Annotated in this window: 13 protein-coding genes; 8 read left to right on the top strand and 5 right to left on the bottom strand. The window is 71.3% G+C overall.

Features of this window, described 5'->3' with window-relative positions; translation table 11 throughout:
• Nucleotides 1–13 precede the first annotated feature (13 nt).
• From NUT86_RS26585 to NUT86_RS26560, 6 genes are all read left to right on the top strand, one after another.
• Nucleotides 14–538, top strand: a complete 525-nt coding sequence (locus tag NUT86_RS26585; protein ID WP_018089330.1) for a PadR family transcriptional regulator — start codon at nucleotides 14–16, stop codon at nucleotides 536–538.
• Nucleotides 535–1224, top strand: a complete 690-nt coding sequence (locus NUT86_RS26580; RefSeq protein WP_018089329.1) for an ABC transporter ATP-binding protein — start codon at nucleotides 535–537, stop codon at nucleotides 1222–1224. Before NUT86_RS26585 ends, NUT86_RS26580 begins: the two co-directional genes overlap by 4 nt.
• Nucleotides 1221–3638: an FtsX-like permease family protein gene (locus tag NUT86_RS26575; protein WP_274737927.1), complete on the top strand. Its 2418-nt coding sequence runs from the start codon at nucleotides 1221–1223 to the stop codon at nucleotides 3636–3638. The genes NUT86_RS26580 and NUT86_RS26575 overlap by 4 nt, the downstream gene beginning before the upstream one ends.
• A gap of 8 nt (nucleotides 3639–3646) precedes the next feature.
• Complete coding sequence (locus NUT86_RS26570) at nucleotides 3647–6046, top strand: FtsX-like permease family protein (RefSeq protein WP_274737925.1); 2400 nt, start codon at nucleotides 3647–3649, stop codon at nucleotides 6044–6046.
• A gap of 57 nt (nucleotides 6047–6103) precedes the next feature.
• Nucleotides 6104–6703: a dihydrofolate reductase family protein gene (locus NUT86_RS26565; protein WP_266439228.1), complete on the top strand. Its 600-nt coding sequence runs from the start codon at nucleotides 6104–6106 to the stop codon at nucleotides 6701–6703.
• Nucleotides 6704–6855: 152 nt separating this feature from the next.
• Complete coding sequence (locus NUT86_RS26560) at nucleotides 6856–7485, top strand: Uma2 family endonuclease (RefSeq protein ID WP_159486378.1); 630 nt, start codon at nucleotides 6856–6858, stop codon at nucleotides 7483–7485.
• 3 nt (nucleotides 7486–7488) lie between these two features.
• Here NUT86_RS26560 and NUT86_RS26555 read toward each other — a convergent pair whose 3' ends face one another.
• Complete coding sequence (locus NUT86_RS26555; RefSeq protein WP_018089324.1) at nucleotides 7489–8448, bottom strand: hydrogen peroxide-inducible genes activator; 960 nt, start codon at nucleotides 8446–8448, stop codon at nucleotides 7489–7491.
• 132 nt (nucleotides 8449–8580) lie between these two features.
• Here NUT86_RS26555 and NUT86_RS26550 point away from each other — a divergent pair, with 132 nt between their 5' ends.
• Together NUT86_RS26550 and NUT86_RS26545 are read left to right on the top strand one after the other, a co-directional pair.
• The gene (locus NUT86_RS26550; RefSeq protein ID WP_018089323.1) at nucleotides 8581–9135 is read left to right on the top strand and encodes a peroxiredoxin; all 555 of its coding nucleotides are present in this window, start codon (nucleotides 8581–8583) and stop codon (nucleotides 9133–9135) included.
• Nucleotides 9136–9167: 32 nt separating this feature from the next.
• On the top strand, nucleotides 9168–9701 hold the full coding sequence (locus tag NUT86_RS26545; RefSeq protein ID WP_018089322.1) for an alkyl hydroperoxide reductase: 534 nt from the start codon (nucleotides 9168–9170) through the stop codon (nucleotides 9699–9701).
• 85 nt (nucleotides 9702–9786) lie between these two features.
• On the opposite strand, the gene NUT86_RS26540 is transcribed toward NUT86_RS26545, so the two are convergent.
• The 4 genes from NUT86_RS26540 to NUT86_RS26525 all read right to left on the bottom strand — a co-directional run bounded on the left by NUT86_RS26540 (nucleotide 9787) and on the right by NUT86_RS26525 (nucleotide 15190).
• Nucleotides 9787–11301 carry an AI-2E family transporter gene (locus NUT86_RS26540; protein WP_274737920.1) on the bottom strand — a complete coding sequence of 505 codons (1515 nt, stop codon included), beginning with the start codon at nucleotides 11299–11301 and terminating at the stop codon, nucleotides 9787–9789.
• Between the two features lie 124 nt (nucleotides 11302–11425).
• Nucleotides 11426–12127, bottom strand: coding sequence for an aggregation-promoting factor C-terminal-like domain-containing protein (locus NUT86_RS26535; RefSeq protein ID WP_018089320.1), 702 nt, complete (start codon nucleotides 12125–12127; stop codon nucleotides 11426–11428).
• Between the two features lie 408 nt (nucleotides 12128–12535).
• Entirely contained in the window at nucleotides 12536–13858 is a 1323-nt protein-coding gene (locus NUT86_RS26530) for a PhoH family protein (protein ID WP_018089319.1), read from the bottom strand.
• A gap of 552 nt (nucleotides 13859–14410) precedes the next feature.
• Nucleotides 14411–15190 carry an isoprenyl transferase gene (locus NUT86_RS26525; protein ID WP_018089318.1) on the bottom strand — a complete coding sequence of 260 codons (780 nt, stop codon included), beginning with the start codon at nucleotides 15188–15190 and terminating at the stop codon, nucleotides 14411–14413.
• Between the last annotated feature and the right edge of the window lie 65 nt (nucleotides 15191–15255).

Here is a 15255-nt window from a genome sequence, read left to right as displayed (position 1 = left end):
TAAGGTGGTCGGCATGTCAATCGGTCATACGCTGCTGGGCCTCCTGGAGTCCGGTCCCCGCCACGGCTACGACCTCAAGCGGGCCTTCGACGAGCACTTCGGGCAGGACCGTCCGCTGCACTACGGGCAGGTCTACTCCACGATGTCCCGGCTGTTGAAGAACGGTCTGGTCGAGGTGGACGCCGTGGAGGCCGGTGCCGGTCCGGAGCGGAAGCGGTATGCGATCACGGACGCCGGGATCACCGATGTGGCCCAGTGGCTGGCCCGTCCGGAGAAGCCCGAGCCGTATCTCCAGTCGACGCTCTACACCAAGGTCGTCCTGGCGCTGCTGACCGACCGTAACGCCGCCGGACTGCTGGACACCCAGCGCGCCGAGCATCTGCGGCTGATGCGCGGGCTGACCGAGCGCAAGCGCACCGGTGACCTCGCCGACCAGCTGATCTGCGACCATGCGCTCTTCCATCTCGAAGCCGATCTGCGCTGGCTGGAGCTGACCGCCGCGCGGCTGGACAAGCTGGCGGAAGCGGTCCGCGCATGACGCCGGAGGGATCCCTGCTCGCGGCGGAGGGGCTGTACAAGGCCTACGGGGCGACACCGGCGCTGGACGGCGCGGAGTTCTCCATCCACCCCGGTGAGGTCGTCGCCGTCATGGGCCCGTCCGGCTCCGGCAAATCGACCCTGCTGCACTGCCTGGCCGGGATCATCAGCCCGGACTCCGGCACCGTCCGCTACGGTCCGCACACCCTGACCCGCCTCAGCGACGCACAGCGCAGCGCCCTGCGCCGTACCGACTTCGGCTTCGTCTTCCAATTCGGCCAGCTGGTACCGGAGTTGACCGCGCTGGAGAATGTGGCGCTGCCGCTGCGGCTGAACGGCACCAAGCGCAAGGAGGCCGAGCGGCAGGCCCGCGCATGGCTGGAGGAGCTGGAGGTCGAGGCCGTGCACGACCGGCGGCCCGGTGAGATATCCGGCGGCCAGGGCCAGCGGATCGCGGTCGCCCGCGCCCTCGCCACCCGGCCGCGGGTCATCTTCGCGGACGAGCCCACCGGCGCCCTGGACTCGCTCAACGGCGAACGCGTACTGACCCTGCTGACCAACGCCGCCCGGGAGAGCAATGCCGCGGTGGTCCTGGTCACCCACGAGGCCCGGGTCGCCGCCTACTCCGACCGGGAGATCGTCGTCCGCGACGGCAAAGTGAAGGACATGCTGGCGGGCTTGATATGAGCCCGCTGCGCTCGCCCGCCGGCTCCGGCGGCGGGCACGGTGACGACCGCGCGCCGGCCTCCCCGGCCCCGCTCGCCACCCCGCGCACCGGCCCCGGGACCTGGGCCCGTGACCTCGCGATGGGGATGCGGTTCGCGGCCGGCGGGGGCCGCGAGGGCTGGATCCGTACGGCGCTGACGGCCGCCGGTGTCGCCCTGGGCGTGGCCGTCCTGCTGCTCGGCGCGTCCGTGCCCACGCTGATGGACTCCTGGCACGGCCGGGAGAAGGCCCGCGAGAACCTGGGCCAGTCACACGAGCCCCTGCCCGCCGACAACACCCTGCGCTACGCCTCGGCCGACACCCTCTTCCACGGTACGCCGGTCCGCGGCCGCCTGGTGCGCCCGGACGGCGCGCGTCCGCCGGTCCCGCCCGGCGTCCGCCAACTCCCCGGCCCCGGCCGGATGCTGGTCTCCCCGGCGCTCAAGGAGCTGCTGGCCTCCCCCGAGGGCGCGCTGCTGCGCGAGCGGCTGGACTTCCGGGTGGCCGGTGTCATCGGCAACGAGGGTCTGCGCGGCCCGCGAGAGCTCACCTATCTCGCACAGAGCGCCACTCTCGCCGCGCCCGACGGCTATCGCATCGACCACTTCGGCAAGGGCTGGAACCCGCTGCCGATGCGGGCGCCCGCCGTGGTCCTGGTGATCATGACCTGTGTGGCGCTGATGACGCCGGTGATGGTCTTCATCGGCACCTCGGTACGGTTCGGCAACGAGCGCCGGGAGAGACGGCTGGCCGCGCTCCGGCTGGTCGGCGCCGATGTCCGCACGACCCGCCGGATCGCCTCGGGCGAGGCGCTGTTCGGCTCGCTGCTGGGGCTGGTGGCGGGCGGGGCACTGTTCCTGGGCGGCCGGCAGTTCGCTTCGGTGATCACGCTGTGGGACATCAATGTCTTCCCCTCGGACGTGACGCCGGGGCCGCTCGCCGTGGCGCTGATCGCCGTGCTCGTGCCGGCGGCGGCGGTGGGGGTGACGCTGTTCGCGCAGCGCGGGGTCACCGTCGAGCCGCTGGGCGTCGTCCGCAACCGCCCGACGGTCCGCCGCCGGCTGTGGTGGCGGGTGGCGCTGCCCGCCGTGGGCGCCCTGCTGCTGGTGCCGCTGGCCCGGGAATTCCCGTGGCGGGACACCCCGTTCAACACCGTCCGGCTCGCGGCCGGGGCGATGCTGCTGCTGTTCGGTGTCACCGCCCTGCTGCCCTGGCTGGTGGACGCGGTGGTCGGCCGACTGCACGGCGGCCCGGTGTCCTGGCAACTCGCCGTCCGCCGACTGCAGTTGAGCAGCGGCTCGGCCACCCGCGCGGTCAGCGGCATCACCGTCGCGGTGGCCGGCGCCATCGCGATCCATATGCTGATGACCGGTATGCAGACCGGCTACGCCCAGGCCTACGCCGAGTCCGGCAAGGCGCCGCGGATCGGGCTGTGGGGCAACGCCCACGACTGGCCGCAGGTCCAGCGGGCGCTCACCGCGCTGCGTGCCACCCCCGGAGTGGCGGCGGTCCGCGGCACGATCGACGCGAACGTCGCCCGCCGGCCCGCCGCCGGGAACTCCCGGTCCGCCGGCCGCTACGCGACGATCGCCGTCGGCAGCTGCGCCGAACTGCGCACCCTGGCCCGGGTGGGCTCCTGCCGGGACGGCGAGGTGTTCCTCACCGGCGCCCGGGGCCGGGACCTCACGCCCGGCGCGGCCGTCGACCTCAACCCTCCGGACTTCCAGGGCGATCCGGCTGCGCCGCGGCCCTGGAAGATCCCCACGGCGGCCCGCGAGGCCCGGCTGCTCCACCCGGGACGCGCTCCCGACCGCGTCCCCTACGATCTGCTGGCCACGCCGTCCGCGGTCGACATCGGCCGGTTCCGGTCCCCCACCATGGAGCTCAAGGTCACCTTCGACCGTGGCACCCCGGACGCGGTGGAGCACATCCGCACCACCGCGGCCCATATCGACCCGACGATGAACGAGTTCTCCGCGGTCGACAATCCGCATGACGCGCAGTACTCCAGCGTCCGCAACGGCCTCTTCGCCGGCGCCGTCGTCACCCTGCTGCTGATCGGCACGGGCCTGATCATCTCCACCGTCGAGCAGCTCCACGAGCGCCGCCGGGTGCTGTCCACCCTCGATGCCTACGGCACCCGCCGCACCACCCTGGGCTGGTCGGTGCTGTGGCAGACCGCCATCCCGGTCGTGCTCGGCCTGGGCCTGGCGCTGGGCTGCGGACTGGCACTCGGGACGCTGCTGCTGACGATGCTGGACAGCGTGGTGACGGTGGACAAACCGGTGGTGGCGGGGATGACCGGTATCGGCGGCGCGGTGATCCTGTTCGTGACGGCGCTGAGCCTGCCGCCGCTGTGGCGGATGATGCGGCCCGACGGGCTGCGGACGGAGTGAGCGCGGCGATGCCCGGCCCTTCCCGCGCGGACCGCACCCGGGGCCGGACCGCCCGCCGCTGGTGTGCCGACCTCACCATGGGCGCCCGGTTCGCCTTCAGCGGCGGCCGCGAGGGCCTGCTCCGTACGGCCCTGACGGCGCTCGGCGTCGGCCTCGGCGTCGCGGTCCTGCTGCTGGCGGCCGCCGTCCCGAACGCGCTGAACGCCGCCACACACCGGCAGTCGGCCCGCTCCGTCGTGCCCGTCGCGGAAGGGACCGGCCCCTCGGACCAATCCCTGCTGACCGTCTCCTCCTCCAGCGGCTACCGCGAACTGCCGCTGCACGGCCGGATCCTGGCCGCCGAGGGTCCGCACGCCCCCGTCCCGCCGGGCCTGTCCCGGCTGCCGGGCCCCGGCGAACTGGCCGTCTCCCCCGCCCTCGCCGAACTGCTGTCCTCGCCCGAAGGCGCACTGCTCAAGGCCCGCTTCCCGCATCTGCGGATCACCGACACCATCGGCGACGAGGGCCTCACCCACCCCGGCGAACTCCTCTTCTACCAGGGCAGCGACGGCTTGCCGCGGCCCGGCAACGGGGTCGAGCGGATCACCGCGTTCGGCGACCACGGCACACCGTTCCGGGCGAGCCCCCTCGTGGTGCTGATCATCCTCGTGTGCTGTGTCGCGGTGCTCACCCCCGTCGCCGTCTTCATCGCGACCGCGGTGCGGTTCGGCGGGGAACGCCGCGACCGGCGGCTCGCCGCGCTCCGGCTGGTGGGCGCGGACCGGGCCACCACCCGGCGGATCGCCGCGGGCGAGGCGCTGGCCGGTGCGCTGTGCGGTCTGCTCACCGGCGCCGCGCTGTTCCTGGCCGGCCGGGCCCCGCTCGCCGGCCTCTCGCTCTTCGGCCTCGGCGTCTTTCCCTCCGATGTGGTGCCCGACGCCGCGCTCGTCTGCGCCATCGCGTCGGCCGTCCCGCTCTGCGCGGTCGGCGTCACCCTGTTCACCCTGCGGCGGGTCGCCGTGGAGCCGCTGGGCGTCACCCGTACGGCACCGCCGCTGCGCCGCCGGCTGTGCTGGCGGGTGCTGCTGCCGGCCGCCGGGGTGGCGCTGCTGCTGCCGCAGGCGATCGGCGGGCTGGGTCCCGGCGACACCGCCGACGCCCAGGTGCTCCTCGGGGTGTCACTGCTTCTGCTGGGGGTGGCGGCGCTGCTGCCCTGGCTGCTGGACGCGCTGGTGGCCCGCCTGGGCCGCGCGGGCTTCGGCGGCCAGTCCTGGCATCTTGCCGTACGGCGGCTGCAGTTGAGCAGCACCACGGCCAGCCGCTCGGTCAGCGGGATCACCGTGGCGGTGGCCGGCGCGGTCGCCGTGCAGGTGCTGCTGACCGGTTCCCAGGACCTCGCCGAGCGGATGCGGCGGCCCGCCTGGACCGAGGTCGTGGCGCGCTCCGGTACGGTGCCCGCCGGCCGCGCCCCGCGGATGTCCGCCCGGCTGCGCGCGGCCCCCGGCGTCCGCGAGGCGCACGGCCTGGTCTCCGTCTATGCGGACTCCGTCCGCCACCACCGGGCCATGGCGCACACCGCCCCCGAGGACCGCGACGACCCCGAGCCGTATCCGGTGACCGTCGCCGGCTGCGGCACCCTGCGCCGGCTCGCCCACATCGGCACCTGTTCCGACGGCGATGTCTTCCTCTCCACGGACCGCGAGGCCTCCGTCCCGCTCCCGGCCCCCGGCACCCGGCTGGCCCTCGACCCGGTCGGCAGCGACAACGACCACCGGGCGCCCGCGCACTGGTCCGTCCCGCGCGGCGCCCGCCACACCACCGCCGTGTCCTACGGTCTCGCGCCCGACGTCACGGGTATCGGGGTGCTCGCCACCCCCGGCGCGCTGGACGCGACGCTGCTGCGCCACCCCGGCCTCACCGTCCTGCTGCGGCTCGACCCGCACGCCCCCGACGCGATCGAACACGTCCGCAACGCGGCCGCCCGGATCGCCGTGGGCACCGCCGTGTTCACCTCCGGCGACGGCACCGAGGACGCCATCACGGTCTTCCGCCACGGTCTGACCGCCGGCGCCGCCGCCGTACTGCTGCTGATCGGCTGCGGCCTGCTGATCACCGCCCTGGAGCAACTCCGTGAGCGCGCCCGGATGTTGTCCGCCCTGGAGGCCCTCGGCACACCGCGCGCCGTACTGGGCCGCTCGGTCCTGTGGCAGACCGCCGTCCCGGTGGCCCTCGGCCTGGCCCTGGCGGTCGGCTGCGGGGTGTCCCTCGGCGCACTGCTCCTCCACATGGTCGACCGCCCGCTCCGGCTCGACTGGTCGGGCATCCTCACCCTCAGCGGCACCGCGGCGGCCGTCATCCTGGGGGTCACCGCGCTCTCGCTGCCGCTGTTGTGGCGCCTGATGCGGCCGGATGGCCTGCGTACGGAGTGAATCTGCGAGATCATTCCGGCGCAGCAGTGCACACCAACTGCCCAAGGGGGGCCCTTCATGCGCCGACTCGTCTACTGCATCGCTTCCACTCTCGACGGCTTCATCGCGGGCCCTGACGGCGCGGACCCCACCGGCCCGGACGGCTTCTGGCCGATCGCCGACGACTACATCAAGCACCTGGCCGCCGAACTCCCGGAAATCCTGCCCGTCCAGGCCCGGTCCGCACTCGGCATCACCGACGAGGGCACCCACTTCGACACCGTCCTGGAGGGCCGCCGCACCTACGAGATCGGCCTCCGGGCCGGCCTCACCGACGCCTATCCCCACCTGCGGCATCTGGTCTTCTCCCGGACCATGACCGAGAGCCCTGACCCGGCGGTGGAGCTGGTGGCCACCGACCCGGTGGCCAAGGTGCGCGAACTGAAGGACGCGGACGGCAAGGACATCTGGCTGCTGGGCGGCAGCGAACTCGCCGGTGTGCTCTACCCGGAGATCGACCAGCTGATCGTCAAGCTGAGCCCGCTCACCGTCGGCAGCGGCATCCCGCTCTTCTCCCGGGACACCGCCTTCGATCCCCGCACCTGGGAGCTGACCGAGCACACCGTCCTCCAGAGCGGGGCGGCCTTTCTGACGTATACGCGGGCGGCGGCAGCCTGAGCCCTGCGGGCGCTCCACGGCCTCATGGAGCGGGCGCCCGGCGGCGCATCGTGCAGAGTGACCCCACGAACGGGTGAACGCTCTCGGACGAGACGTGCGCGGGCGCCCGGCCTACGATGATGACCTCGGCACCAGGCAACGGGAGGCGTGCAATGTCCGCAGCAGCTGCCGAGGGTCCGTACGCGGGTGAACACCGGCCCCTGACGCTCCTCGAACAGGCCGACCAGCTCATGAAGCAGCTCCCTGGCCACCGCGTCGAGATCCTCGGAGGCGTCCTCACTGTGACCCCACCCCCCGACCCCGCCCACGCGAAGGGGCTGTCCCGCCTCAGGCGCCCCTTCGTCGCGGCCGGCCTGGACGGCGGCGAAACCGAAGTCCTCGAAGGCCTCGGCCTGTGGCTCCCGGACGGCCCGGAGAACTTCGCCGTACCGGACCTTTGCGTAGTGGACGCCGACATCGAGGACCACATCATCCAGTACGAGTGCTGTGACCCAGCGGCATTCCGCATGGTCCTTGAGATCACCTCCGGCAATTACACGAACGACTTGCGTACGAAGGTCACCGCTTACGGCTCCGCGAGGGTTCCGGTGTATGTGATCGTCGACCGCAAGCACGAACGCCTCCACGTCCTCACCGAGCCCATGGAAGACGGCTACGCCGTACACCGCATCCATGTAGCCGGGGAGAAGGTCACCCTCCCGGAGTCCATCGGCGCCGGAGTCACGCTGGACGTGGCCCAGACCCTGGACGATGCCAGGCGTCGCACTCCGCAGCGCCCCTGACCCTCACCCCTTCACGATCCGCACCGGCAGCCCCCGCAACGCCCCCCGCAGCGCCTCCGCGAACTCCTCGAACTCCTGTTGGCGGGCGGCGCCCGTCCGCATGGCCAGGGCGATTCTGCGCGAGGGGGCCGGATCCGCGAAGTAGCCGGTCGTGAGCTGGTCGTTGCGGCCGGTCTCGACCCGGAGCGCGGTGCGGGGCAGGAGGGTGACACCGAGGCCGCCGGCCACCAGCTGCACCAGGGTGGAAAGGCCCGCCGCACTGGTCGTCACCGGGGTGTTCTCGTCGCGGCCGGCCTCCCGGCAGATGTCCAGGGCCTGGTCCCGTAGGCAGTGGCCCTCGTCGAGCAGCAGCAGATCCAGTTCCTGGAGGGCCTGGCGCGGGATGTCGCCGCGGCCGCCGAGCCAGTGCTCCTTGGGCGCGACCAGGACGAAGTCCTCGTCGAAGAGCGGGAGTTCGGCGACCTGGGGGACGCCGAGGGGGACGGCGAGCAGCAGCAGGTCGAGTCGGCCGTGGGCCAGACCGTCCAGGAGGGACGCGGTCTGCTCCTCGTGCACCTGGAGGTCCAGGTCGGGGTAGGTGTCATGGACCAGCCGCAGCACGGCCGGCAGCAGATACGGGGCGACGGTCGGGATGACGCCGAGCCGCAGTACGCCCGTGAAGGGTGCGCGGGCCGCCTCCGCCTCCTCCATCAGATCCCCGACGGCCTCCAGGACCGCACGGGCCCGGGCGGCCACCCGCTCCCCCGCGGGCGACAGCAGCACCTTGCGCGTCGTACGCTCCAGCAGCTGCACTCCGAGGGTCTCCTCCAGCGTGGAGACCGCCCCGGACAGCGCGGGCTGGCTCATACCGATCTCGGCCGCCGCCTCGCGGAAATGCAGATGCTCGGCCACCGCCGCGAACGCCCGCAGCTGCGCCAGGCTGGGCTGGCGGGGACGGCCTCCCAGGCTTGCCGGTGACGCCACTGATAACCACCTCCGATCAACATCAACCAGTCTAGCTATTTCCCTGATCAATGGCTGCTGTGCCACTGTGTAACCCGTCCAAGCCTCAAGGAAAGTCCTCAAAAGGGACTTTCTGCGCAACAAGGAGAGTACGTGCTCACTGTCGGTGACAAGTTCCCCGAGTTCGACCTGACCGCCTGCGTTTCGCTGGAAAAGGGCCAGGAGTTCGAGCAGATCAACCACAAGACCTACGAGGGCAAGTGGAAGATCGTCTTTGCGTGGCCCAAGGACTTCACCTTCGTGTGCCCGACCGAGATCGCCGCCTTCGGCAAGCTGAACGACGAGTTCGCCGACCGTGACGCCCAGGTCCTCGGCTTCTCCGGCGACTCCGAGTTCGTGCACCACGCCTGGCGCAAGGACCACCCGGACCTGACCGACCTGCCCTTCCCGATGCTCGCCGACTCGAAGCACGAGCTCATGCGCGACCTGGGCATCGAGGGCGAGGACGGCTTCGCGCAGCGCGCCGTCTTCATCGTCGACCAGAACAACGAGATCCAGTTCACCATGGTGACCGCCGGCTCCGTCGGCCGTAACCCCAAGGAGGTCCTCCGGGTCCTCGACGCGCTGCAGACCGACGAGCTGTGCCCCTGCAACTGGAGCAAGGGCGACGAGACCCTCGACCCGGTCGCGCTGCTCTCGGGCGAGTGAACCGCAGCTAGCGAACTGGAGGCAGATCTGACATGGCTCTCGACGAACTGAAGTCCGCGGTCCCGGACTACGCCAAGGACCTCAAGCTGAACCTCGGCTCGGTCATCGGCAACAGTGACCTGCCGCAGCAGCAGCTGTGGGGCACCGTTCTGGCCTGCGCGATCGCCTCGCGCTCGCCGAAGGTGCTGCGCGAGCTGGAGCCGGAGGCCAAGGCCAACCTCTCCGCCGAGGCGTACTCCGCCGCCAAGTCGGCCGCGGCCATCATGGCGATGAACAACGTCTTCTACCGGACCCGGCACCTGCTGTCGGACCCGGAGTACGGCAACCTGCGCGCCGGTCTGCGGATGAACGTCATCGGCAACCCGGGCGTGGACAAGGTCGACTTCGAGCTGTGGTCGCTGGCCGTCTCGGCCATCAACGGCTGCGGTATGTGCCTGGACTCGCACGAGCAGGTGCTCCGCAAGGCCGGTGTGGACCGCGAGACGATCCAGGAGGCCGTCAAGATCGCGTCCGTCCTGCAGGCCGTCGGCGCCACCCTGGACGCCGAGGCCGCGCTCGCCGAGTAATTCCCGGTACGCGCGGACACCCGCAGACAGAGCCCCCGCAGACCTGGCGTCTGCGGGGGTTCTGTGCGTCCGGTGCGAGGTGGGGCTACTCCTGGTGCCCCTGGGACGGGCGCGGCTCCGGGGGCGGCGTCGGGGCCACTCCGAGCGCGGTGGCGCCGCGCGGGGCCACCGACATCCGCAGCGCCTGTTCCCTGGAGTAGGAACGGAGGTAGCCGACCACCGTGTTGGTGACCGCCACCAGGGGGACCGCCACGACCGCGCCGCCGATGCCCGCGATCAGCCCGCCCGCGGCGACCGAGAGGATCACCGCGAGCGGATGGACCCGGACCGCCCGGCCCAGGATGAACGGCTGCAGGACATGGCCCTCGATCTGCTGGACGGCCAGCACGACCGCCAGCACCATCAGGGCGGTGAACACCCCGTTGGCGACCAGCGCGATGACACAGGCCAGCGCGCCCGAGACCACTGCGCCGACCAGCGGGATGAAGGCGAACAGGAAGATGAAGACGGCGAGCGGGACGGCCAGCGGCACATTGAGGAAGTAGAGCCCGATGCCGATGAAGATGGCGTCGATCAGGGCGACGACGACCGTGCCGCGAACGTAGGCGGTCAGGGTGCGCCAGGCCCGCGGCCCGGCCCCGGCCACGCCCTCGCGGGCCGCGCTCGGGACCAGCTTGAGCAGCCAGTTCCAGATCCGCCGGCCGTCGTAGAGCAGGAAGAGCGTGGTGAACATCGCGAGCAGGATGCCGGTGAACACCTCCAGGATGACGGTGACGCCCTCCAGGCCGGCCGAGGTGATCGCCTCGGTGTTGGCGCCGACCGCGTCCTGCAGATTCTTCGCGATGTGGTTGATCTGACTCTCGGTCACATGGAACGGGCTCTTCAGCAGCCAGCCCTTGAGCTCGGTGATGCCCTCCTGGATACGGCTGGAGACCGAGTCGATGTTGTCCTGGACCTGCCACACCACGAACCAGCCGACCAGGCCCATGATCACGAACCCGCTGATGAAGGTCAGCGCGGTGGCCGGCCCGCGCGGCAGCCCGCGCGCACGCAGCCACCCCACGGAGGGCTGCAGCAGCGCGGTGATCAGCGTCGCCGCGATGAAGGCCAGCACGACCAGTTCGATGGTGGTGATGACGCGCGCCAGCACCCACAGGGTGGCGGCCAGCACCAGCAGCCGCCAGCTCGCCTCCGCGGCGACCCGTACGCCCCACGGCACCGCGTCCACCGGCTCCGGGCGGGCCGCGACGGCCGGGGCGTAGGAGGGCGGTGCGGGCACCGACTCCGGCGGGCCGGCCGCGGTGGCCGGCGGCACCTGCTCGGTCCCGGGCCCCGGCACCCCGTCCACCGCCTTGGGCAGCTGGGTACGGGGGACGGTGAGCGTGCCCACCGGGCGGTCGCCCGCCGAGCCGTCGCCCTCCGGACCGTCGACCGCCGGGCTTTCGACCGCGGGGGCGTCCGCGTGCCCGGCACGCCTCAGCTCATCCGGGTCGCCTGCCGCCGCCGAAGCCTCCGCACGGCGGCGCTGATCCTCCAGCCGCTGCGAGAGCCGCGTCAGACCGGCGCCGAGGCCACCGACCCACTGAGGCAATCTGGACATGTCCTTCCTCTTCCCCTCCCACGCGCCACAACCTGACGGCACGACGTTACCTGTGCAGCACGCGCGAAACCCCCGACGCGGGCGCGTTCGGGGGTTTCGGAAGTGCTGTGGTGCGGCTTACGGCCTAGTACCAGCTGTTGGCCTGCCAGAACGACCAGGCACCACACGGGCTGCCGTAACGGTCGTTCATGTAGTTCAGGCCCCACTTGATCTGGGTGGCCGGGTTCGTCTGCCAGTCGGCACCGGCCGAGGCCATCTTGGAGCCGGGCAGCGCCTGGACGAGCCCGTAGGCGCCCGAGCTGGCGTTGGTGGCCTTGTAGTTCCAGGTGGACTCGTGGTCCACGATGTTGCTGAAGCACTGGAACTGGTCGCTCGCCATCATCTGGCGGGCCATGGCCTGCGTCTCGGCGACCGTGTACGAGCCCTTGACGGCGAAGTCGCCCGCGTCGCGCGTGGCGGAGCGGGACGCGGCCAGCGTCTTCTCCTTGCGCGCGTCGGCTTCCTTCTTCGCCTTCGCCTCGTCCGCCGCGTCCTTCTTGCTCTGCGCGGTCTCAGCAGCTGCCTTGCGGGCCGACTCCTGCGCGGACTTGAGGGCTGCCGTGTCCGCCTGGGTGGACTGGTCGTCCGCCTGCTGCGTCAGGGAAGCCGTCTGCACCTGGGCCTGTGCGCCCGCGGGGATGTCGGCGATCGTCGCGTCGGCAGCGGTGGCCTCGGTGTTGCCGACCGAGGCGGGCTCGTTGCCTGCAGCGACGCCGACCACGGCGCCGACGGTGGTGACCGCGGTGGCGGATGCCACGGCGAATCCCCGGACCGAGATCCGGCTCACACGTTTTCCTTCCAGCATCGTCCGCATAGGTGACCTCGCGGACGCAATCGTGCCCCTGGCGCTGGTCTCCCCTTGTTCCGGGCCCGGTTGAACGGGTGGGTCCGGCTGGTCACGGGAGGCACTGGCCCGGTACGTCCCCCTCGGGGTCCGCGTGGTGCTCGGGCGGCATACGGCTGTTCGCTATGAAGTTCGAGTTCGTTCCACACCGCTGGGGGTGTTGATGCTGCCGTATGCGGGGCCTGACAGGACCCAGACTCTGCCCGACCGGCACGCCGGGAATCAATTCCCCGCTGGGTGTGAAAGCTCACACCCCGTTTACGGCAAACGATTTTCGGATATCCACTCGCAGCACAACGCCGCCCGGCTAAGCTCCTTGGCTTCGCCGGGCGGCGTCGTCTTCATGACCGGTCAGATCCGGCCTTCCTCCAGCATTTCGGTCACCAGCGCCGCGATCGGCGAGCGCTCCGAGCGGTTCAGCGTGACGTGGGCGAACAGCGGATGCCCCTTCAGCTTCTCCACCACCGCGACCACACCGTCGTACCGCCCGACCCGGAGGTTGTCGCGCTGCGCGACATCATGGGTCAGCACCACGCGCGAGTTGGCGCCGATACGGGACAGAACCGTCAAAAGGACGTTCCGTTCCAGTGACTGGGCCTCGTCCACGATGACGAACGCATCATGCAGCGACCGCCCCCGGATATGGGTCAGCGGCAGCACCTCCAACATGCCGCGCCCCACCACCTCTTCGATGACGTCCTTGGTGGTCACCGCGGACAGCGTGTCGAAGACGGCCTGCGCCCAGGGGCTCATCTTCTCCGCCTCGCTGCCCGGCAGATAGCCCAGCTCCTGCCCGCCGACGGCGTACAGCGGGCGGAACACCATCACCTTGCGGTGCTGCCGGCGCTCCAACACGGCCTCCAGGCCCGCGCACAGCGCCAGCGCCGACTTGCCCGTACCGGCCCGCCCGCCCATGGAGACGATGCCGACGTCCGGGTCGAGCAGCAGATCCAGCGCGATCCGCTGCTCGGCGCTGCGGCCGTGGATCCCGAAGACCTCCCGGTCGCCCCGCACCAGCCGGACCGCCCCGTCCGAGGTGACCCGGCCGAGCGCCTTGCCGCGCTCGGACTGCAGCACAAGTCCGGTATGCACCGGAAGTTCGGACACTTCCGGCACATGGGCGGTCTCGGCGGCGAACAGGTCGTCGACCTGGTCGGCGGAGATGGTCAGCTCGGCCATCCCCGTCCAGCCGGAGTCGGTGATCGCCAGCTCGGCGCGGTACTCCTCGGCCAGCAGCCCGACCGAGGAGGCCTTGATGCGCAGTGGCAGGTCCTTGGAGACGACCGTGACGTCGTACCCCTCGGCCTGCAGATTGCGCGCCACCGCGAGGATCCGTGAGTCGTTGTCGCCGAGCCGGAAGCCCGCGGGCAGGATTCCGGGGTCGGAGTGGTTCAGCTCGACCCGGAGCGTCCCGCCGAGATCCCCGATGGGGATGGGCGAGTCCAGCCGCCCGAACTGCACCCGGTACTCGTCCAGCAGGCGCAGCGCCTGCCGTGCGAAGTAGCCGAGCTCGGGGTGGTGCCTCTTGGCCTCCAGCTCGGTGACCACGACGACCGGAAGCACGACTTCGTGCTCGTCGAAGCGGGCCATGGCGCCTGGGTCTGCCAGCAGGACACTGGTGTCGAGGACATAAGTGCGCCGGTCGTTCTCACGGCGCTGCTTGATGTTCACCACGGGTGGACGAACCCCCTCGGATGAGGTTGGGGTGCGACGGCGTCGCGGGGCGGTGTTCTCCCGGGACCGCCGCTCTCCCAGCTGCTGCTGGGCGGCGTCCCCGGGACCCCCGGCCATCTAGTGACCGGACCGGGCTCGGACCACAATGCGCGGGCCGAGCGCCGGCCCTCCGCGTCGACCGTGCGGTGTGCACGGACCTCCGTGATGTGCAAAGGGCCTCCCGGGCGGACGGCCCCATGCCGTCCGCTGAGATGCGGCGCCTGATGGCTTGTTCCTGACGCCGACCTGGAAGGGATATTCCCTCGAACCCTCGTTGCCATGCCACGGCATATGACGCACGGCCGATGAACCTTGGGTGACGTGTGATCGTCCAGCGGCGGCGGCATTCGGGTGAGACCCGAGGGGACGGAGCGTCAGAAGAGGCCCCGCCGACGGTTCATGGGGCCGGCGGGGCCTGGTGACGCACCGTGACAGCAAAGGATGTCCGGGACGTATGGGGCGTTTGGGATGTAACGCGCCTGGCGGAACGGGAGCGGCTCGGCAGGACGCCGTTCAGAAGCCGTAGCGCCGGTGCCGGGCGGCGTAGTCGCGCAGGGCGCGCAGGAAGTCGACCTTCCGGAACGCCGGCCAGAAGACTTCGCAGAAGTAGTACTCCGAATGGGCGCTCTGCCACAGCATGAAGCCCGACAGCCGCTGCTCCCCGCTCGTACGGATCACCAGGTCCGGGTCGGGCTGGCCGCGGGTGTAGAGGTGCTCGGAGATCAGGTCGATGTCGACGACCTCGGCGAGCTCCTCGAAGGAGGTGCCGCGCTCGGCGTGTTCCAGCAGCAGGGAGCGCACCGCGTCGGCGATCTCCTGCCGGCCGCCGTAGCCGATCGCGACATTCACCAGCACGCCGGTGTTGTCGACGGTGGCCTGCTCCGACTCCTTGAGCACCCGCTGGGTGGCGGTGGGCAGCAGATCGCGGTTGCCCACGTGGTGGACCCGCCAGCGGCCGTCGGCGGCCAGGTCCCGGACGGTGTTCTCGATGATGCCCAGCAGCGGCTTCAGCTCTGCCTCGGGCCGGTCGAGGTTGTCCGTCGACAGCAGCCACAGCGTGACCACCTCGACATCGGTCTCCTCGCACCAGCCGAGCAGCTCACTGATCTTGGCCGCACCGGCCTGGTGGCCCTGCTCGGTCGTCCGCCCGTCGGCCCGCGCCCAGCGCCGGTTACCGTCCAGGATGACGCCGATGTGCTTGGGCACCTGGGTGTGATCCAGGCGACCCTCCACCCTGCGCGCGTACAGCCGATAGACCAGATTGCGCAGTGCAGGCGGATACGGGATGCGCATCCCGGAAGATCGCAGCATGTGTGGTCCAGCCCCTCCGTGCCAATGGCGGTCGCCCCGTCGCCTCA

This window comes from Streptomyces sp. G7(2002) (assembly GCF_028870195.1).
GTDB classification, from domain to species: domain Bacteria; phylum Actinomycetota; class Actinomycetes; order Streptomycetales; family Streptomycetaceae; genus Streptomyces; species Streptomyces nigrescens.
The sequence above is the reverse complement of the archived record's forward strand: the minus strand, read 5'-3'. Positions and strand labels throughout refer to the sequence as shown.